At 32.2% G+C, this 20780-nt stretch carries 14 protein-coding genes and 1 pseudogene; 2 read left to right on the top strand and 13 right to left on the bottom strand.

Annotated elements, in window-relative coordinates:
• Positions 1 to 152: 152 nt before the first annotated feature.
• The 12 genes and pseudogenes from DPQ31_RS11475 to DPQ31_RS11420 all read right to left on the bottom strand — a co-directional run bounded on the left by DPQ31_RS11475 (position 153) and on the right by DPQ31_RS11420 (position 17899).
• Entirely contained in the window at positions 153 to 2558 is a 2406-nt protein-coding gene (locus tag DPQ31_RS11475; protein WP_199631999.1) for a PAS domain S-box protein, read from the bottom strand.
• A 270-nt stretch (positions 2559 to 2828) separates the two neighbouring features.
• Positions 2829 to 3080, bottom strand: a pseudogene (locus tag DPQ31_RS11470) (hypothetical protein); the annotation flags it as partial.
• 369 nt (positions 3081 to 3449) lie between these two features.
• On the bottom strand, positions 3450 to 5264 hold the full coding sequence (locus DPQ31_RS11465; protein ID WP_199631998.1) for an acyltransferase family protein: 1815 nt from the start codon (positions 5262 to 5264) through the stop codon (positions 3450 to 3452).
• A gap of 829 nt (positions 5265 to 6093) precedes the next feature.
• On the bottom strand, positions 6094 to 7491 hold the full coding sequence (locus tag DPQ31_RS11460) for a hemolysin BL regulatory component HblB (RefSeq protein ID WP_208731915.1): 1398 nt from the start codon (positions 7489 to 7491) through the stop codon (positions 6094 to 6096).
• Between the two features lie 325 nt (positions 7492 to 7816).
• The gene (gene hblB / locus DPQ31_RS11455; RefSeq protein ID WP_208731914.1) at positions 7817 to 8944 is read right to left on the bottom strand and encodes a hemolysin BL binding component B; all 1128 of its coding nucleotides are present in this window, start codon (positions 8942 to 8944) and stop codon (positions 7817 to 7819) included.
• 36 nt (positions 8945 to 8980) lie between these two features.
• Positions 8981 to 10201, bottom strand: coding sequence for a hemolytic enterotoxin HBL lytic component L1 (gene hblD, locus DPQ31_RS11450; protein WP_000714444.1), 1221 nt, complete (start codon positions 10199 to 10201; stop codon positions 8981 to 8983).
• Between the two features lie 61 nt (positions 10202 to 10262).
• Positions 10263 to 11582 carry a hemolytic enterotoxin HBL lytic component L2 gene (hblC, locus tag DPQ31_RS11445; protein WP_098711907.1) on the bottom strand — a complete coding sequence of 440 codons (1320 nt, stop codon included), beginning with the start codon at positions 11580 to 11582 and terminating at the stop codon, positions 10263 to 10265.
• A 1505-nt stretch (positions 11583 to 13087) separates the two neighbouring features.
• A complete protein-coding gene (locus tag DPQ31_RS11440) occupies positions 13088 to 14317 on the bottom strand; it encodes a helix-turn-helix domain-containing protein (RefSeq protein ID WP_087971222.1) in 1230 nt (409 codons plus the stop codon).
• A gap of 1296 nt (positions 14318 to 15613) precedes the next feature.
• Positions 15614 to 16084: a DMT family transporter gene (locus DPQ31_RS11435; RefSeq protein ID WP_208731913.1), complete on the bottom strand. Its 471-nt coding sequence runs from the start codon at positions 16082 to 16084 to the stop codon at positions 15614 to 15616.
• A 16-nt stretch (positions 16085 to 16100) separates the two neighbouring features.
• Complete coding sequence (locus DPQ31_RS11430) at positions 16101 to 16796, bottom strand: Crp/Fnr family transcriptional regulator (protein WP_208731912.1); 696 nt, start codon at positions 16794 to 16796, stop codon at positions 16101 to 16103.
• A gap of 19 nt (positions 16797 to 16815) precedes the next feature.
• Positions 16816 to 17241, bottom strand: a complete 426-nt coding sequence (locus DPQ31_RS11425; RefSeq protein WP_208731911.1) for a DMT family transporter — start codon at positions 17239 to 17241, stop codon at positions 16816 to 16818.
• 175 nt (positions 17242 to 17416) lie between these two features.
• Positions 17417 to 17899 (bottom strand): DUF2798 domain-containing protein, encoded by a 483-nt coding sequence (locus tag DPQ31_RS11420; protein WP_001143399.1) that lies wholly within the window; start codon positions 17897 to 17899, stop codon positions 17417 to 17419.
• A gap of 223 nt (positions 17900 to 18122) precedes the next feature.
• Between DPQ31_RS11420 and DPQ31_RS11415 the strand changes: the two genes are divergently transcribed.
• Together DPQ31_RS11415 and DPQ31_RS11410 are read left to right on the top strand one after the other, a co-directional pair.
• Complete coding sequence (locus DPQ31_RS11415; RefSeq protein WP_001001039.1) at positions 18123 to 18725, top strand: DUF2441 domain-containing protein; 603 nt, start codon at positions 18123 to 18125, stop codon at positions 18723 to 18725.
• 33 nt (positions 18726 to 18758) lie between these two features.
• Positions 18759 to 19700 carry a nucleoside hydrolase gene (locus DPQ31_RS11410; protein ID WP_208731910.1) on the top strand — a complete coding sequence of 314 codons (942 nt, stop codon included), beginning with the start codon at positions 18759 to 18761 and terminating at the stop codon, positions 19698 to 19700.
• A gap of 166 nt (positions 19701 to 19866) precedes the next feature.
• On the opposite strand, the gene DPQ31_RS11405 is transcribed toward DPQ31_RS11410, so the two are convergent.
• Positions 19867 to 20733, bottom strand: a complete 867-nt coding sequence (locus tag DPQ31_RS11405; RefSeq protein ID WP_098711637.1) for an MBL fold metallo-hydrolase — start codon at positions 20731 to 20733, stop codon at positions 19867 to 19869.
• Between the last annotated feature and the right edge of the window lie 47 nt (positions 20734 to 20780).

Below are 20780 nucleotides of genomic sequence, written 5' to 3'. Positions count from 1 at the left end.
GTAAATGTTACAAAACACTTACAGAGTTTTTAAAATCTATATATGAAACATTAAAAAGCCGTAATATGAAGAATCGATTACAATATATACAAAAAAACAGCTAGCCAAAGCTAACTGCTTACTAATTTATAAAATTTCAGTAAAAGAATGTATTAATTTTGAAGTGTGCAAATTGGAAGAGTGACTTCAACTATAGTTCCCTTATTCACTTCACTCTCAATAAATACCTTCCCCTGGTGTGTTTCAATAATTTTATAACATACCATTAATCCTAAGCCGATTCCCTCTTCCTTAATACTGTAAAAAGGTTCTCCTAAGTATGGTATACGTTCTTTTGGAATCCCACATCCTTGATCGATAAAGCGAATCCTTATTTGATTATTATCAAGTTTATCAAATTGAATCAAAATTTCTCCTCCTGTTGGCATAGATTCAATTGCATTTTTTATAATATTAACAAATACTTGTTTTAATTGATTTCCTTCACATGGAATCAATGGAATACCAGGTGTAAAATCAATTAAAATTTTTATATTATTCATCATTGCTTGAGGTTGCAGTAGCATTAAAACTTGATCCATTAGCACACTAATATCATTAGGTTGTATCTTTACCACCTGTGGTTTGGCTACCGCCATAAATTCATTAGTAATACTTTCTATACGCTCAATCTCTGATGATACTATATTTATATACCCCTGATTATTCTCAGTTTCCGTTGATTTTAGTAATTGCATAAACCCTTTCATTGCGGTTAATGGATTATTAATTTCATGAGCCATTGCAGTCGCTAATTGTCCTACGACAGCAAGTTTTTCAGATTTCCGTAGTAATTCTTCTGTTTTTAGCCGTTCAGTGATATCACGAGAAATACTCAGGAAAACCTTTTTACCATTTAAGTTAAAAACACGGACACTAAACTCAGTTGTTATTATTTTTCCTGTTGGAAAAGCATATTCATCTTGTAAAGTGAAGGAAGTTTGTCCCTCTCTAATTTTTTCTAACAACCTTACAATCATTTTAGAATCTTGTGGTACTACATTTGGAAATGGTAACGAGAGCAGCTCTTCTCTACTATATCCAAATCTTTTACAACCAACAGGGTTTACCTCAATGAATCGACTGGGAACATAATTTTCATTCAGCTCTACTACATATACTGCATCAGTTGCTTGTTCGATTAGTGCACGGTACTTCATTTCACTATCTTTTAATTGTTGATGTAATCGATGTCGCTCTCTTTCTGCTTGTTTTCTTTCAGAGATGTCTCTACATATTGCAGATAAAGCTATCACATTTCCTCTTACGTCTAATATAGGAGAAACTGTCAGACTGACATCAAGAAGACTTCCATCGTTACGTCGTCTAACAGTTTCTAATCTAGTAACTACGGATTCTCCTGTTAGAATTTTCTGAATATTTTTGAGTGATTCTTCCATTAAGAAATCTGGTACACAAGGTAATCTCTTACCTATGATTTCTTCTAATGACCATCCAAATATCTTTTCATAAGCTTTATTTGCTTGTAAAATATGCCCTTCTCGATCAGATATGGTAATAGCATCTACATTATGCTTTATAAATGATTCTAGTAATTCTTTGGTAGCTCTTAATTCTGATTCTACCTTTTTCCTTTCGGTTATATCGACTGTAGAACCAACAACTTCAATAACTTGTCCATTTCGTTTAATCGGCCTAAGTGCAATAAGAATAATTGTTTTATCATCTGGCCAAGGTAATTCGAATATAATTTCTTTCCCTTCCCATGCCTGAAGATAATACTTCATCAATTGTGAAACTAAATGTGGTGGAACAATAGAGGCATCAATAGTCCGTAAGCTTTTCCCTACCACCTGTTCAGAGTAAAATCCTTTTTGATAATAAAACTGTCCATCACATAAAGTGTGTATAAAGTGCTTACCCACTTTTTTAAATTTAAAAATCCCTCCTTGAAGCTCATGTACGGTATCTGTAAGTTCTTGCTTGGATTTTTTTAATTCCCGGTTCATTTTAGATAAGTCCTGTGTTAAATAATACAATCTCTGGTAGGCTTCCATAAGAAATAGCCCAATTAAAAGTCCTAACGCTATATATAATAAACCTCCAGAGTAAAGTAACGTAGTATTAAAGAATACACCAACTAACCACTTTATTCCGACAAAAATAGAAAAATATAAAGATGCACTTTTAAAAGGATGAAGGTTTTTAAAATATGTTTTAAAAGTAAAAAATAGAACACTCATACTTAAATATGCAATCACAGGTGGCTCCCAATACCCACCAATGAAAAAGATACGCATTATAATTATGCTAATTAGTGTAATCCAACCAGCAATGCGACCAAAGTAAATAAAAGATAGAATAAGAGGAACAACTCGAAGATCGTAGGAAAATCCCATGTATGGAAAAGAAAAGAGCATCAAAGTAACTGCAATAATCCCTCCATAGAATTTTTCGAAATATCGCCTGGAATGAACCAAAAAAACTTGAATAAATATCGCTGCGCTAACTAATAAAGAAAAAATAGAAAGATTGATGAAATAGTCTTTAATAATCATGTAATGTCCCTCCTTGCATTAAAGATATATTCGACAAAAAAACAGAAAATCCTACAAATAATATACACAGTTCAGGTGCAAAAAAATATAATTCCGTACATGACAATACATGTAAATAGTATCATATTGATTCAAATCGAAAATCAGGGCATCTTCCATTTGAAACTGTAAATCCCCCAAAAATAAGGTGTTTATTTAAATGTTATGTACAAAAAAACGTAGGAATATTTAATTCCTACGTTTTTTATAAATTAATCAATTCCTTCACTATTACGATTCTTCTAATTCCTCAATTTCGGCTTTTCGCTTTAAAAATATTGCAATATCTTTATTCTCCCTTTCTATTAAACCAAGAGCATGTCTATCATTTAAAGCTAATTATTTATAACCCCATATATATTGTATCGTTGTCGCTTTACTATGTTTATGATCCGCAAAATACCATTCTAAAGGTTGTAAAGGGTTAGATACTTCAAATAATTCAGCTGGCTACCATGAAGGCAAGTTTTCATTTTCACCCAGTCGCCTTCTTTGGGCCAACGAGGATCTGTCATTGGTATTCTCCTTAGAACTATACTTTATGGATTTGAATTAATTTTTTTATTACTTGTTGCTCTTTTAATGTATTTGCAGTGCTTCTACCTGCGGAGTCTCTTCCTAATATTTCAACTTCATATTTTGTATTCTTTGTAGCCTCTTCTAGTTCTTTTTCTTTCTTTTCAGGTTTGCATATATTTCATGTCAAATTACAGAAGTGAGTCAGGCCACTCTAAATCTTAGATTAGAAGAACATGAATAATATTCTTTTTTGAATTGTAATTAAACCTCAGAGTGGCACCTCATACTCAGAACCATTTCCTTACCTAACAGAAGTTAATAAAACATATTTAATTATTGCTTCACCGCTTTGGCTACAAGTGCTGCGTATGCTTCTGCACCTACTTTGGTTAAATGCACACCGTCAGGTGCAAAGTAGTCTTTCTTTCCAGCACTTGCTGCATACCAATCAACTAGAGTTACATTCGGATATTCAGATACCGTTACTTTCAGTCTCTCATTCACGATTGATTCCCACGGACGTGGTACTCTCGTATTAATAAATATGATTTTACGTTCGTTTCCAATTACTTTTATTAATGAAACAAGTTGCTCAGTAGTAAAGGCTCCATTTGTACCTAATCCAATAATGACATAATTTCCTAAATTACCTTCATATTTTAACTGTTCAACTACCGGAATCGCTTTTGACAGCTGGCGACCAATTTGGGCATCAATCCTAATATCAGGAAAAGTATTTTTTAAATACGGAGTAATATCAATCATAACGGAATCGCCTATCGCAGTAACTGTGAGTGAATTTTTATGTTGCGCAGAATTTACTTCTCTTGATTCCCCTTGTTTTTGAGGCGTCTCTTGATTTGGATTTTCCCAAACTGCAACTGGATGTGGCGCCGGTTGTGTTTGTGCTGCTTTCACCTTATCTTGTTGAGAGTTCTCCTTAGCCTTACTAGCTTTTGATAACCCTACAACCGCTATCGACGAAACGAATAATGTACAAATTAAAGCTAACTTAACACCTAAAGTGACATTTTGAATTCTTAAATTCTTAAACTGAATGTTCCGGAGCGCACCTTGTCGGATTGGTTTTTCAATAAACTTCCATGAAATTTGCGCAATCAATATAATCAAAAGAAATTGAAGGATTGCTCTTATTAATGAAAAATCCCCAGCATTTACCTTTGGAGTCGTCAATGTAAGAATTGGATAATGCCAGAGGTATATGCCATACGATCTTATCCCTATCCAACGTAAAGGTCTAAATCGTAAAAATTGAGCAATACGACTAGCTGGATGAGCTAGATTTGCGACTAACAATGCTGTTGCAATTGATAAGAGAACCATTCCTCCCTTGTATAGAAATGGATCATATTGATTGGTCTTCCAAAACATAACCAAAATAATAATAAGGGCAATGCCCCCCACTACATCAAGAATGAAACGCGCCTTTGGGATAATTTTATTTGCAAGTCTATTGCTTGGCCAAACTAAGGCAAGTACCGCTCCGATAAGTAAGGAAAAGGCCCTCGTATCTGTACCATAATATATTCTGCTCGGATCAGCTCCAGGTTCATACAAAATTGCCATCGCTAAAGCTGAAGCAACGGCTCCCAGACAAATTAATAAAATCATACGGGATTGTTTTTTTATGTAGTAAAGCCCTAAACTAATGATAAACGGCCAAACAACGTAGAATTGTTCCTCAACTGCTAACGACCAAAAATGATTCAATGGAGAAAGCTGGTTAAAATTATCAAAGTACGATAATTTATGATAAATATACCACCAGTTACTAACATAAAATAATGCCGCTAATGAATCTCCGCGCATTTTTTCAAGTAAAGAGCTATGAAAAACTGTAATCCATGCCAACGTTATAACGAGCATAACAAGCATTCCTGGAAGCAATCTCCTTGCCCTACTAAGCCAGAATTTTTTTAAATCAATTCTCTTATTTCTCTTCCACTCTATGGCTAGAATATCTGTAATTAAATAACCTGAAAGTACAAAAAATACAGTAACTCCTAAAAATCCTCCAGGCATCCAATTAAAATTAATATGATACAAAATAACACCTAGTATAGCTAGGCCCCTTAGACTGTCCAATCCAACCATATAACGACTATTTTTTTTAAAAGGTTTAGTCATCCTACATTCACCTCTTTTTCTTGGAAATTAGGTTAATAATAACGGCACAAAGTACTATTAATCTCCTAAAATCGTATAAGCTAAACTATTACAAACATCTTTTTGTAAGGCTTTTTTTTATCTTTACATGCACAGTAATTAATACTTTAACACGTTATCTGGCTCTGTTGTGAAAATTTTTAAGCTAGATGTTCTTGTTGCTCTTCCGAAAAAGAGGAATATGATATATAACGTATATTTGAACATTTCCCTGCAAAATAACGTTATAAAGAAGGGCTACTGGTTATGAGCAGCCCCTCTTTTACCTTACTTCACATATACATATGTTTCATTTGAAATAACATTTTATGTCTTGCCCTTACTGTCGTGTATTTTATATTGCAGCGAACCTTGCATCAGAACAATATGTGTTCTGGTGCAAGTTTTTTTTAACTAGAATAAATTCTGGGAAAGCAAATAAGGAACATGATAGATGTGATATTTTAAAGAAAAATAATAGTAGCCATTTGCTACTATTATTTTTTTCTTTAAGTTATCATAATATGCCTGAAATTCTAAAGGGACGTGGTATGCCAATTCATCTAACAACCATTATGTGCTGAGTTCGTAAATGCGAAAATTTCATTCGTGATTTTTGAAAAATAAAACAAAAAAGAAAAACTATCTTTGAAAATGGATGAAACCTACATAAATGTCAACTAATCTATGTACGAATTCCTTTGCTTTAGCTAGGTGTTCTAGGAAATAAGGAGCCATATGCCGGTCAATTTTTCAATTAACTTGGTGTCTAGTTTAGTGTACCATCTCCAATTAATGCATTTTTTCAGGTTCAGTTCATTATATTTTCTACTTTGTCTTTATATACAACATATTCTTTTCCATCCACTACTGCTACCACCGCAAATTCATCATTTGGATTGAATGAAAGCCAGTCAGCCCACATGCTTGTATTAGCACCTCCACTCCACATATGATGAACAGTGTTTTTAGTTAAATTCATAACTTTATAAGACGCATTTGGTGCATTTGTTCCAGTCTTTATTTCAAAAGTGTATGCGTTATGGATTTTTTTATAAAAGTAAAAAACGTTTGATGGACGAAGTAGATTCATAAAATCTTGTTCTTTCTTCTCTGCAATTTTTATGCCTTCTAGTAATGTGACAACATCTGCTCTTAATGTTTTCCAACTGTCTTTAGCTGAATTCAAGTTAGGCTTTAAAAATTTATATCTATTTTGATCAGCTTTTTCATCAGCTTTATCAATATGCCCCATTACGCCCGAATATTGAGAGTCTAAATCATCCCATTGTGTGGACATATAAGTAAGAGCAGTAATAGCACTATCAATCGTACTATGCATATCACTAATATTATGAAATGCAACTCCGACTACACGATTTAATGTAATTTTATAATCTACAGTTTTACGTAATTCTGCTAAATCAGGCTCTAATCGACCTAAATTATCTCTAGCAGTACCTATCATTATGCCACCAGAAATAAGCGTGGGGATAAAAGGGACTTTCACCATTATTAACCCATCAGATTCTAATTTCTTATAATAGTTTACTTGTCCTAAAACTTCATCTAAACGCTTTTGATCAGTCTCTACATCAGCTCCTTGGTTTTTTAAAATCGATTGCAAGGTCTCTTTATGGCTTCCAAATACTCTAACATCTTCTCCAATAGCGTTTTTAAATTTAGTTAATTCTTCTATTAACGCTTTTGCGGACTTTTGGTTTCGTTGAATCCCCACCCTTAAATCTGTAATCCCCTTTTTTAAAGTATCCCCATTTCCATTATTGATCGCCTCTACTAATGTTTCATAATAATTTTCAAACTTTGTATCGTATTCAATAATGCCGGTCAATGTATCTAAAAGCTGTTTTTTTACTTTTGTATTCCATGTAACAGCATGTGCTCTTGCATTCTTTTGATCCTGTACAATTTTACTAGGTAAATCTGCATACCCATTAATAGAAATTCCTTCAAAACTCACATCCGGATTATTAATTAGTAAATAAGAATATTCATTCATAGCCTTTGCAAATAACCCAGCATCTTGTACAGTTTTTTTCATCTTTTCTTCATTTGCTGAAAGAGACATATCTCCAGTGTTCGTTTGTTCAGTTTCAATTGCAAAGGTTGCTACTGGTGTGATTGCATAGGTAGTTGTCATAATTAAAAATGCTGATACAGCCAGTATTTTATAAGGTTTTTTTTTCATCTTTTCTTATTCCTCCTGCATAGAGTATGATTTCAAGTCCTATTCTTATTAAAAGACGATGTTGTTGCATAGATTCGATATTATTAAGCAAATCTATATAACCTGTCCCCTATTGATTAATTCTGTTACAAATTTTTAAAAACAAGTAAACTACATGACTATCTTTTTATTTGGATAAAACTTATATATAAGTGAAAGGCGAAGTCTTTAATGAGACTCCGCCTTTTTAATATATAAGGATTTATTAATTATCGCTTTACTGTTTAACAGTGTAATCATAGGCTCTCTATGTTATGGATTACTTTGCAATAGAATAAATATTTCCCTATTTTTGTGGAGTAACAGTTTCCACTTTTAATTCCTTTATCCCCTCTTTTAATGTAACCGCATCTGTTCTTAATGTTTTCCAACTGTCTTTCGCTGCATCCAAGTTATTTTTTAAGAATTTATATTTATTTTGATCCGCTTTTTGAGCTGCCTTCTCAATATGCCCTAGAACGCCCGAATATTGAGAATCTAAATCTTGCCACTGCGTCGACATATAAATAAGGGCATTAATAGCATCATCAAGTGCCTTATGCATTTCATTAATATTACTGTAAGCAACTCCAACTACTCGATTTAATGTTACTTTATAATCCACGGTCTGACGTAATTCTGCTAATAAAGGCTCTAACTTACCTAAATTATCTCTTGCTACTCCCACTATGATACCGCCAATTATTGGTAGACCCAAAATGGCACCCTTCATTACATTAAATCCATCAGATTCTAATTGTTTATAATAGTTTACTGATCCTAATACTTCTTCTAGACGTTTTTGATCGGCTTCAACATCCGCACCTTGATTTTTTAAAATCGACTGTAAAAGATCTTTATTACTTCCAAATGCTCTAACATCTTTTCCAATAGATTCTCTTAATTTAGTTAATTCTTCTATTAATTGTTGAGCATACTTTTGATTTTGTTGAATTTCACCTCGTAAATCTGTAATCCCTTCTTTTAAAGTTTCTCCATCCCCTGTATTAATTGCCTCTACCATTGTGTCATAATAATTTTCAAATGTTGTATCATATTCAACAATACCAGTCAATGTATCTAAAAGCTGCTTTTTTACTTTCGTGTCCCAAGTAACAGCATGTGCTCTTGCATTCTTTTGATCTTGTACGATTCTACCAGGTAAATCTACATATCCATTAATAGTAATTCCCTCAAAATTCACATCAGGATTCTTAATTAACATATAAGAGTAGGCATTCATAGATTTTGCAAATAATCCAGCCTTTTGCAAGGTTTCTTTCATTTTCGCTTCATTTGCAGAAAGAGAAGTATCTCCATTGTTCGTTTGTTCAATTTCACTTGCAAAAGCTGCTACTGGTGAGACTACAGGAGTTGCTGTCATAGTTAAAAGAGCCGATGCAACGATTAGTTTGTACGGGATATTTTTCATCATTTTCTATTCCTCCAATATAAGTTTTCATTTTCAGTTCTATTCCTGTTTAAAAGCGATGTCTTTTGAAATGAATTCTGCATCTTTATGAATATCATTCCAACTTTCTTTAGCAGCTTTTAAATCATCCGGTATTAAAGAGAATTTGTGGTCTTGCATAGAATCGATATTATCCAGTAAATCTGTATAATTTGCGCCCATTGTATTCCATTGCTTTTGAATATTTGTTAGAGATAAAATCGCTTGATCTACAGTCTGATATAGATATGCCAATGTTTCTTTCGCGTTAGTAAGCGAAAGAACTGCTTGATTAGCACGATCTGCTTTCATACTTAATTCTCCGATTTTGTTTGAAATTTCGTTATAGGAGTCCATATGCTTAGATGCCGTGACACCCGCCGCAGTTCCTAGGCCGATACCAGCTGCTCCAAGAGCTGAAAGTCCACCAACAACAGCTGGTGTTGCTGTACCACCAGTTACAACAATTACAACTGCTCCTCCAATGGCTGCAATAACTAAAATAGCTGCTCCCAATCCCCCACCAATTGACCATGCTAATACATCATCAAAATGTTTTTTCTGAGTAGAACGAAGTTGCTCAATTTCAGCTTGAAGTTGTGGAATCGTTGCTTGTTGACCTGCCAATATTGCAGTTAATCCGCCTTTCCCATCTGGACCACCAACATTATTTTTAAAATCTGTAGAATTTTGATATAGTTTCCCTTTGAAGTCTTGTAGCATCTTAATTACATCTGTTACCTCTTTTGAATTTGTATTAATTGTTGTAATTAAATCATTTATGCCCTCTTTTAGACCTGCCTTATCTTTCTTTTGTACAGTATCTACTAATGTGTCGTAATAATTTTGAAATTGTTCATCGTAATTTACAATATTACGAGCTGTTTTTTGAATCTGTGGCTTCGCTGTATCTAACCAATAATTCGCATTGATTCGTGACAGTTCTTGATTAAGGTGAATATTTTTGAGCAACTCTCCTCCTTCTGATCCTAAATCGATATTAGATAAATTTACATTCGGTTGCTTAATCATTGTTTTTGCGTACAAATCCATTACAAGAATATGAGACCCTGTTTCAGCCAATGCTTTCTTCAGTCCCTCAGGACCTAAAACATAATTGCCTACTTTTTGTTCTTGGGCGGTCGTTTCTTGTGCAAATGCATGAATAGTGTTACCAGTAGTAGCAGTTATAACCGTTGCCAGAGTGGCTAAAGTTAGCACTTTGAATGGGAATTTTTTCATCATTTTTCTCCTTTTTTCGCTATATTCCTAGAATTTTCATAGTTTTTCCAAAAACGTAATATCAAAATTTATATACCTGTTCTTCAAGGTAACCTATTACATTTTTTAATTGTCTTAATGTATCTTTTTGAGACTGCTCGTTAGTTGCATCAACATTAGTAGATAATTTTGTAATATTATTTTTTATTAGATCCAAATCTTCTTTATAGCGCTTTAGTAGGTCAAGTTCTACATCTACTTGATTTGCAAACGTATGCAAATCATTTTGTGAAAGAAGAAGCATTGATTTTTGCAAATCTGCTATTGATAGTTTCGTTGTTAAATCATATATTTTTTGGTTTTGTTTCTCTAAGTCATCTAAATATGATCGCTGCTCTGCTGTTAGTTTATTTACTTCTGCGAAGACACCAAATGTTTTCTTAATCTTTTCAGTATCAATGGCTTTCATCAGGTCATATTCTTGCGTTTTTGCGGCTGCAGCTGCAGCTATTTCACCTTGTTTGCTTTTCTCAATTGCTTCACGAGCTGCTTTTTTGGCCGATTCAATTTCTAGAGCAGTTTTACCTTGTTCTGTCGCTTCTTGCGCTGCTTTTTTCTCCGCTTCTAGAATAGAGTTGTTAATTTCTTTTCCTTTGTTATACGCTGCCATCCCTGCTTGAGCAGCCGGTTCAATAATTTCTTTTGAAAGACTATAAATTTCTTTGAATATAGCAAATCCCTGCTCATTTAAAGCTCCTGGTATTAATGCAATTTGTTGTAAATCATTTTGAATTGCTTTTTTGGTATTTAATATTTCATTTTTTAACTGATCTATTTTTCCTGTTCCATCTGTACCTAATATGCCTTGCGCAGTTGCCACATTAGTATCGAAATCTTTTAATTTTTTATCAAGCTGTAATTTAAGATCAGTTAACTCATTAATTTGTCGTTGCGCATTTTCTTGATTCGTCATAGCCATTTCTTGAAGTACTTCAAGTCTATCCACAAAACCTTCTCTATCTTCTTTATTGTCTACATACGATTTTAATGTCGGATAATAGCTATTAAATTTTGTTACAAATCCTTTGCTTTTTGAATTTAATAGAATTAACTGTGGATAGAGTTCCAATGACCATTCCTTCATATCTTGTTTGATTAGGAATTGATTTGTATTTAAAGCTGGGACTTCCTCTAGCTGTACATTAGGACTCATTAAAGATTGATCAATATACGTTTGGATTAATTTAGATTGCGCACCTAATTTTCGTAATGATGAAGAAATATCCATGTTTTCCTGTTGAGTTTCTGCTTGAACGATTGGTGTTGCGAGAGTATTGATAGGAATAGTCGCTCCAGTTACAATGGATGTTATTAAAAATCCTGTCATTATTTTATTCTTCATTCCGTACACTCCTTTACCATTTTTTTCTATAACTTGATTCATATAACTTGTACGACCTAGCGCTAGGCTCACTCTTTGTACACGGATGAGGAAAGAGAAGTCTTTCAGATAGGGTGTTATCCTTATTTTTTACTTCTAATAGGATGTAAGAATTTTACTCATCTCTCATTTAGATACTTTATTTTCCAAAAAATAAACAATAAAAATTCATCAGCTATATTTGAATTAGACACCCAATGGGTAGTAATATATTAATTCTCCCAAAGAGTTGCGGTTTAACTTACAGAGCCACGAGGATTGATAAGCCAATGCTTACAGTTAATCCTGTTTTGACTTTAATATCAATTACATAATATGTCTCTTAGTTTTGTCAGCAAGAGCCTTACAAGACTACAAAAGACGAACTTATACTGTACATTGCTTATACTTTTATTGCGGAATAAATTCACTTTTGTTATGCAAAAACTTAGAACACTTTTATTACAAACTTGATCATTTTGAGATTCTAGGTCTCTCATTAATTAACTGATTATTAGGAAAATTATTTTCGACATAATGTTACTTACAACTTCGCTATACTCCTATTAGCGTAATCTTCTCCTTTCTCTCTGGTCATACCAGTTATGTTGTTCATTAAAACATTAAATTTTTAATGCGTAAATAGCAAAATTTTGTCGATTGTACTCAATAATTTAACTGTTAAGTAAAAACACGAGCCAAAAACATTATACAAATATAATTAATTAAAAATTTCACCTCTGTAATTGTAATGATTACAAATTAATATATATAAGGTTAAAAAATAACTATTTTAGCTTAACCAAGAAATTATATTTTAGAAAAAATACTTATAGAATAATTTAATAGGTTTTTTTATACTTTTTTACCTTTATTTAGTAATGTATAATTGCATAAAACATAGATATATCATGTGATATATGTTACATTATTAATTTTTACGAAATATACCCTAATATCAACATTAATAAATATTTAAAATGGAGATATTAATCTATAAACTTATTCATCGTTATAACCATATATTTTAAAATATAAAACAGCTGCAAAACTTTCTTAAAAATCCTTTGCAGCCTTCTGTTTTTTTGTTTTCTTTAGAAAAATAGTGTTTCAAGTTAACAATATGGTATAAACATTTCCATTGTGCTTTTGCTTGGATATATGTTTCATGGACTCTTCAAAAGCTATTTGTTTGAGCTGACGTCAGACTCGTTTGTCTAATTCAGAACTATACTGATAAATCCAGCGCCTAATTATTATTTAAAAAATAGATAAGCTTCGTTTCTCCATTATTTTTGCCAACTCCTGAAAATTGAAACTGTTCCGCTAACAAGATAATATCAGGTTGATCATACGTCTATTTAAATACAAGTTCCTTATCTAAACAAATCACACACTTTTTCTAGAGTAATAAGCTCAGTATTTTCAAGTTTTAGAGATTACTTACACCTATGTTTAAGTTTTTACATTGAAACCAAATAACAAGCCTATATTATTGTATATTTTTCACGGTACTGTCTAGGGGTCATGCTAGTAATTTTTTTGAAAACCCTCGTAAAATAACTTTGGTCATTAAAGTTTAGCCAAGCACAGATATCTGATAACGAATAAGTAGTTAGAGTTAATAATTTTTTTGCTTCTTCCACTCGTTCCCTTTGAATATATTCACTTAAAGTAATTCCCATTTCTTTTTTAAATAGTTTAGACAGATAAGTAGGGGTAATTTCCAAATGATTAGCAAGTTCATTGAGAGTTATTCCATCGTAAACATTTTTATTAATATGTTTCATACATGTAGTAACCGCGTATGAATACTTTTGTGCATTGTATTCTTTCACACGATCTGCAAAGGTACGTAAAGCGTCTCCTGACAATCGCTTTGCAGATTCTACGTTATCTAATTGTTCCAGAGTTTGTATATATAAAATACTATGAGCAAAAGCAATATCTGGTGGCAGGTTTCCTTCTATCGCATATCGAGTAGCTAAGGTAATCGCAATAATTCCAAGGTTTTTTTGGTTCCTGAGCGGATCCTCTATTAACATCAGTTCAACATCCTCTTGTGAAACTGCATACATATACTGTATTAACTTTTTTTTATTTCCTTCTTTGATAGTCAAAAAGAAATCATTTACTAATGCCATGTTGTGAGTTTTAGGTTTGTTTTGTCGGCGTTTTAAAATATATAAATCAGGTTTCACAATTTTATTAGGAACTTCCTCTAGTACTTTATTTTTTTCTAAAACAATACCTACATCTAACTTTTCATTGAAAATCATGTAATGTAATAAAATTCCCATATCAATTAATGTAGTTTTTTTAATCTCAGATAAACACTGATAATAGGCTAGTCTTTCTTGAATTTTATCATTTGATTTAAATTCTTTTTGAAGTTTTATGGTCATATCATCTGAACCTTTTGGATGTATAGTGGGACCGATAATAATAGTCCCTTTAATGTGATCATGATTTTCTATATGTATTAGAACAAAATTTTCAAGATAGCTGTTACATCTGAAAAGTGGTAAGTTAAAGGGATCGTTTTCTTGATAAATATCACTAAGATGTTCTTCTTTTGAAGAATAAAAAGGACTATATATATCATCAGATGTAGAATGATATAAAATTTTTTTGTCTGTAGATAAAATATGTACAGGGGCATTAAATGCTTTATGTGCAAGATCACACAAGTGTTGTATATCGATAGAAGTATTCATTACATTCTCCTTTTAAGTAAATTATTTGATAAATTTCCGCATTGTTCCTTTTATAGTTTCATAAAATATATTCTGCTAGGTATAATTCACGACAAATAATACTATAAAATATCAAATTAGTACAATTAACGACAAAATATTACTATATCTTTTTTATGAAAATCATATATTATTTAATTGTAATTAGCATCTAAATATCAGAGTAGATAAGAAAATGAAATGAACGAAGGTCATTTCTTAATTCTACAAGATCTAATCATTACACTTGAGAAAACAGTGAAGAACATACAAAATACAGTGGTACTCAATGCGAGGACCAAGCTGGAAAAAAGATTCAAAATACAGCGAAAGTAACAGGAGATACTGTACCACCGCAAGAACCAACAAACAAAATTTCAATTCAATTACTTGTACAAATTGAATTCCAAAAATAGATAATGTTAATTTAAATGTAAAACTGAAAACCTACTGTGTTTCAAATTTTAGACAAAGATAACAAAAAGTCGGGAAATTAACAACAGAGGACAATGATAAGACTATTTATGAACCACTATGCTTCGGAAAGTACACGTTGGAAGAAATTCAAGCACCAAATAGGTCTACGTTATTTAAAGATCTAATTGAGAGAAGAATCTTATCATCAGTACAAAAATAAAAAAAGAAAACATAAAAAACGAATAGAATATTTAAAATTCTGGCGATATAGGGACAACTATTTTTATCTAATCCCCCACAATATTACTGGTCCCAACATTAGTTTTATTTTCCACAAATGAGGAAGAAATATATAGATTTCAAAAATACTAGGAATTGCAGAGGAGATAGAACATATGAATAAACTTTATTTATATGTTGTTCATCTTTGTATTATTAATCTTTATGCTACCTAGCTCGAATACCGCACCACATCAACATATTCTTAATTTTCCACTTTATTTTTAATTAAGAATCAAAATACCTTTAAATGAAGTTGTATTATAGTTTATTAAATACTATAAATAAAAACAAAATGCTATTTAAACCTCCTCTGACTACTTATATGAGGGTTTTTCTCTAATGATACCTATGGTATTAACTCTACTTTAAAGGATCATTTTAAGAGAATTTGAGAAGCCATTTTTCTAGTTCACCATCAAAAATCTTGAAATTTATGTAAAAAAGAACCCGTTTTATATATAGTTTCTTTTTTTCATTTCTTTAACTTAGTCTAATCTATATTGGCCAGTTAATTGTTCCTCAGCCATTCGAGCTAAGTGTAATTATTCTAATCATTAACACCTTTTTCCTTTAAATTCTTTAGACCCTATCCTTGTTTATATGAATAGCTTTCTTATTCGAAAATAGATTTTTAAAAATTCCTACCCCTACAATTAATACACCTATTCCAACTAATTTATTTATTTGTATTGGAACGCTCTCCATTCCAAACAATCCGAATGTATCAATACATAATGCAACAACTAATTGTGTAATAAGACTAATTAACACCGTATACGCTGGACCTAAACTCTTTATTGCACCCATTATACAAATAATTAATCCAATGCCAAACAATCCGCTTATATAAAACAAATAATTTGTAGTGTAAAAATTAATGCTAATACTTTTCTCTGTTATGATATAAAATAGACCAGAACTTATGAGACCTATTCCAAGAACAAATGCAGTTGTTAACCACTGTCCTACACATTCATTGACCTTTGTGTTAAAAATAGATTGTAAGCTAATTAATACTCCAGCAAATATAGCTAAACTAAATCCAATCAAAATATTCCTCTCCCTTTCATTGCTCATATATATTATCTTTAGCAACTTCCTTCATTCTAGAAAAATCTTTAATTACGATAACTCCATTTTTCTTTTCAATTAATTTTTCTTTATTTAATTTCTGTAACACCCGAATTACGTGCCTATAACTTACTCCTATAAAATCAGCAATACTTGATATGGAAGTTGCATCTAAATCCTCTTTATACATATTTCCGTTACTATCGGTTGAAATTGATAGTAAATAACTAGCTACACGCACTTCTACTGGATAAAGTAAATTTAGAGCTGTAAAACGGGTCGATATTTTTAACGTGTTCGCAATGTTTTCAAGCAAGAAGTTCATAAATATAGGATCATGTAATAACTTGTTTCTAATAACCCTATTAGAAATGGAGATAGCTACAACATCTGAACACGCTTCAACGACATTATGAGTCTTGCTTTTTTGTATTAATTCAAGATCACCAACAACCGCCAATGGATTGATAAAGCGAAGAATTAGTTTCTTTCCTTCTGGTGTAATCGTATAAACTTTTACTTTACCTTTCACTACAAAATATAAACGATCCATTTCGTCATCTATATTGCAAATAAACTTGCCTTTTTCAAAATGATTTATTTGAAAATAAGCTGTATCTATTTCTGAAAAAATCTCAAATATTTTATTAGTTTTCAAATAATGAATAATTAAATCTGATCTATTCTCCATTCTCATTTCCTCCTTCTATTTACATATTAAATATTACAATCCCTATAATCATTACTATTGTTCCCACAATATGATATCTCTCCATCTGTATCTTTTTTATATGGAACAGTCCTTTTATTTCAATGAAAGTTGCTGTTAACAATTGAGCAACCATAAGTGTGCTAGCTGTCAATGTAACCCCCATTGAATATATCGCCATAGTTTCTGCACAAATAATGAATCCACCAAATGCACCGGCTACTAAATATATTTTTTTCACACCCTTTAAATCCGTTACTTTCTCTTCTTTCTTTAACAAAAATATAGTTACTGCAATAAGGAATCCAATTAAATGCGTTATAATACTCGTTGGCCATATGCCGATATGTGAACTAAGTTTCGCATTAAAGGTTCCTTGAAGTGTTATACATACACCAGCAAAAACAGCAAATACAATGCCTTTCAAAAAATCATCTCCTAATTTTTTATTTCTAACTTAATTAAAAGCTATGACCCTAAAAGGCAAAAGGACAAATGTCACATCACTATGAAAATAATTAGAAATGAACAAAAAACACATCTCAAAAATTTGAGATGTGTTTTTATATTTTTATTAATATATAATTTTTTACATATTATAACTACGCTACATTAACAGTCTTCTTCATAACAAACTTTGCAAATAAGAAACGCACAAGCGGCCCCATAATAATTAATTGTAATGGATAAGCCATAATGAAATTTTTAATAAAAATTGAAAAATAACTTGAAACAAATGATTCCCCTTGTAGTCCACCATGTAAATACATCATAGCCATTCCGTAAAATGACATAAAGAAAACCATTCCGATTACCATAGCTGTAGCCATCGCTACTATAATATTTATTTTCTTCGATTTATTAAACGGTATCGCGAATACAATTTTTTTCGCACAAGGTCCAACGATACATATCTCAATTAATAACGCAATCATAAATCCAATTAGTAGTTCTAATGCGATCTCCTTAATATGAATTGGCCCTCCTGCTCCGTTCAATAATAAATTGTAAAACGTCATTACGATAACCATCCCTAGGCACATCATCATACCGAATTGGAGGTTTTCCTTTCTTGTTGTTGGCAACTTTCATCATCCCTTCTCTTTGAGTCTTTGCCATTATATCGATATTGGAAACTCCTTCGTAAGTGAACATTTTGTGAACATTTCGAAAGCGTTTACGTGTATTTCTTTCACTCTTCACTCTAATCTTCCCATTCTATAACTGTATGCTTATAAAGGTTTTATATATTTCACTGTTGAATTACTAAATTTAACATTGAAATATATTACTACTAGGAGGATAACTATGAATGAAGCAGAATTTTACGCCTATCACATCGTTACAAAGAAAAAAATGAATATCGGACAAATCATTCATTTTGATAAAAATCAAACTAACACTTTATATCACTTCTTTTTTGAAAGAGAACACTTAAATGCTACTGGCGAAGATTCTATTCAAATTTTAAAAAGCAATTATATAAATAACGAACTACATATAAATAATGAAAACGCTCAAGTAGTTATGAAATATACGGATCAAACAATTAGAGCCGTTAGGGAAACGATTGTCGAAATGGTTAGGCTGCAAGAATATCCTGAATACCCTTCAAGGTTATCTTGCTTATATGCTTCTAAAAGCTATGAAGATGCTTTGAAATGGAAAGCGTTATTTGATTCTTACAACCGAGATGTTTTACAGATTGTTAAGCTACTAGTGAGTGGAAATTCTTTTGAAAGCGACGGAAATCTTTTACCAAAAGAAGATGGTATTTCTTTCTCCAGAAAAATTGAACAGGCTAGAGACTATTGGAAAGGAAATAGCAAAAGCGAATTACCTGAGCTACTGATTAATGGGAAAATTCAGGTGGTGGAAATTATCGATGATTTTTCCAAAATTAAAATTTAATTCTTGGCTAAATATTAGAGAATGGAGATTACAATGATGAAAAAGGTGTACTTCAATCATGATGGTGGTGTAGATGATCTAATTTCACTATTTTTATTACTCCAGATGGGTAATGTCGAACTTACAGGTGTTTCAGTTGTCCCTGCAGATTGTTATTTAGAACCCGCAATGTCTGCAAGTCGTAAAATTATTGATCGCTTCGGCAAAGGTAATATCGAAGTAGCAGCGTCAAACTCTCGTGGAAAAAATCCATTTCCGAAAGACTGGCGAATGCATGCATTTTATGTAGATGCTTTACCCATTTTAAATGAGTATGGAAAAGTTGCAACACCTGCAGCAGCCAAACCTGCGCATCATCATTTAATAGAAACTCTTCTACAAACGGAAGGAAAAACAACTTTATTATTTACAGGGCCGCTAACTGACCTAGCCCGTGCATTATATGAGGCTCCTATAATCGAAGATAAAATTGAACGTCTCGTTTGGATGGGCGGTACATTTCGGACTGCAGGCAATGTACATGAGCCGGAACACGATGGAACGGCTGAGTGGAATTCGTTTTGGGACCCTGAAGCAGTAGCTCGTGTATGGGAGGCGAAGATTGAAATCGACTTAGTAACACTAGAAAGTACAAACCAAGTTCCGTTAACAATAGACATACGTGAACAGTGGGCAAAAGAGCGTAAATATATTGGTGTTGATTTCCTTGGTCAATGCTATGCGATGGTTCCTCCTCTCGTTCACTTTTCAACGAACTCTACTTACTATTTGTGGGATGTATTAACCGCTGCGTTTGTTGGGAAAGCTGACCTTGCACAGGTACAAACGATTAAAAGTATTGTTCATACATACGGACCTAGCCAAGGGCGTACAGTGGAAACTGATGATGGGCGACCTGTAAATGTCGTTTATAATGTAAACCACAATGGTTTTTTCAACTATATAACTGACTTAGCAAAGAAAGCTTCCACTTGAAATTCTATCAATACGAAAAATAAATAAAGTCGTATAGCTTCAGATGATGAGCCTGCAAAAAAATTCAAATTGGTTGCGGCTTAATATTTACTTATTAAAAAGAGTATTGAAGTAAACTTCAATACTCTTTTTGTACAGTTTAAGGCTATTTGATTAAAGTTGCGTTTTACAGGTTAACCATTTCATAACCATTTACAAAATACGTTATTGTTTCTAACTCATCTTCATTTAATTCTCTATCTAGCTCTTGTTTATACGCTTCCTTTATCTTCTCTTCATCGCCTTTATGAGCTTCTGTGTATGTTCCTACTGTTTTTAGCAATTGTATTTCTTTTAAAAATCCCTCCCGATCTATAGCCTCTCCATGAGAAAGAATATATGTCTCAGCATCAAATTTTTCTAGTTCATCTATTAATGTAACCATTCTTTTCGTCGTATAGTTCCACTTCGAAGAAAAAATATCTGCATATATACAGTCTCCTAAAAATAATATCTTTTCTTCTTTTATATACATAACAACAGAGTCATGTGAATGATCTCCGCCCACATGCTTTAGCACACATGTCACTTCACCAAGATCTAATTCAAGTTGATTCTGGAATGTTAAAGTTGGAGGAATAATTTTAATATTTCTCGCTTTTTCATTAAACTCTTTTTTGATACAATCCGCACAAAATTCAATTTCAGTACCCTCTTTTACACGTGTGTCCAACGCTTCATCTGTCCATTCATAAGAAACAAGTTTACTCATCTCTTTTTTCGTTTCAGAATGTGCAATAGACAATGCCTCTTGTAGTACAGGTAATCCAAAAATATGATCCCAGTGCCAATGCGTTAGTGCTACAAAATCAGGACTTGATACATTCTGTTCTTTTAACATTTCTAGAAATAATTGTGCATGTTCTTCTGAATTCCCCGCATCAATCATTAACGTTTTTTCTTTTCCAACTACCATCCCTAATATAGGTCTATCTGTTTCAGAAACAGGTGTCATATACCAAAATGAGTTTCCTATTTTTTTAATTTGCTGCATAATCAATTCCCCTTTTCATATTCCCACTTAAATTTAATATATAAATT

The organism is Bacillus sp. COPE52 (genome assembly GCF_003355115.1).
GTDB lineage: Bacteria > Bacillota > Bacilli > Bacillales > Bacillaceae_G > Bacillus_A > Bacillus_A toyonensis.
The sequence above is the reverse complement of the archived record's forward strand: the minus strand, read 5'-3'. Positions and strand labels throughout refer to the sequence as shown.

What these genes read in the sequence shown, in the direction of transcription:
- DPQ31_RS11475 (WP_199631999.1), bottom strand. Translation starts at nt 2,558, where the DNA reads ATGATTATTAAAGACTATTTCATCAATCTTTCTATTTTTTCTTTATTA.
- DPQ31_RS11465 (WP_199631998.1), bottom strand. Translation starts at nt 5,264, where the DNA reads ATGACTAAACCTTTTAAAAAAAATAGTCGTTATATGGTTGGATTGGAC.
- DPQ31_RS11460 (WP_208731915.1), bottom strand. Translation starts at nt 7,491, where the DNA reads ATGAAAAAAAAACCTTATAAAATACTGGCTGTATCAGCATTTTTAATT.
- hblB (WP_208731914.1), bottom strand. Translation starts at nt 8,944, where the DNA reads ATGATGAAAAATATCCCGTACAAACTAATCGTTGCATCGGCTCTTTTA.
- hblD (WP_000714444.1), bottom strand. Translation starts at nt 10,201, where the DNA reads ATGAAAAAATTCCCATTCAAAGTGCTAACTTTAGCCACTCTGGCAACG.
- hblC (WP_098711907.1), bottom strand. Translation starts at nt 11,582, where the DNA reads ATGAAGAATAAAATAATGACAGGATTTTTAATAACATCCATTGTAACT.
- DPQ31_RS11440 (WP_087971222.1), bottom strand. Translation starts at nt 14,317, where the DNA reads ATGAATACTTCTATCGATATACAACACTTGTGTGATCTTGCACATAAA.
- DPQ31_RS11430 (WP_208731912.1), bottom strand. Translation starts at nt 16,796, where the DNA reads ATGGAGAATAGATCAGATTTAATTATTCATTATTTGAAAACTAATAAA.
- DPQ31_RS11415 (WP_001001039.1), top strand. Translation starts at nt 18,123, where the DNA reads ATGAATGAAGCAGAATTTTACGCCTATCACATCGTTACAAAGAAAAAA.
- DPQ31_RS11410 (WP_208731910.1), top strand. Translation starts at nt 18,759, where the DNA reads ATGATGAAAAAGGTGTACTTCAATCATGATGGTGGTGTAGATGATCTA.
- DPQ31_RS11405 (WP_098711637.1), bottom strand. Translation starts at nt 20,733, where the DNA reads ATGCAGCAAATTAAAAAAATAGGAAACTCATTTTGGTATATGACACCT.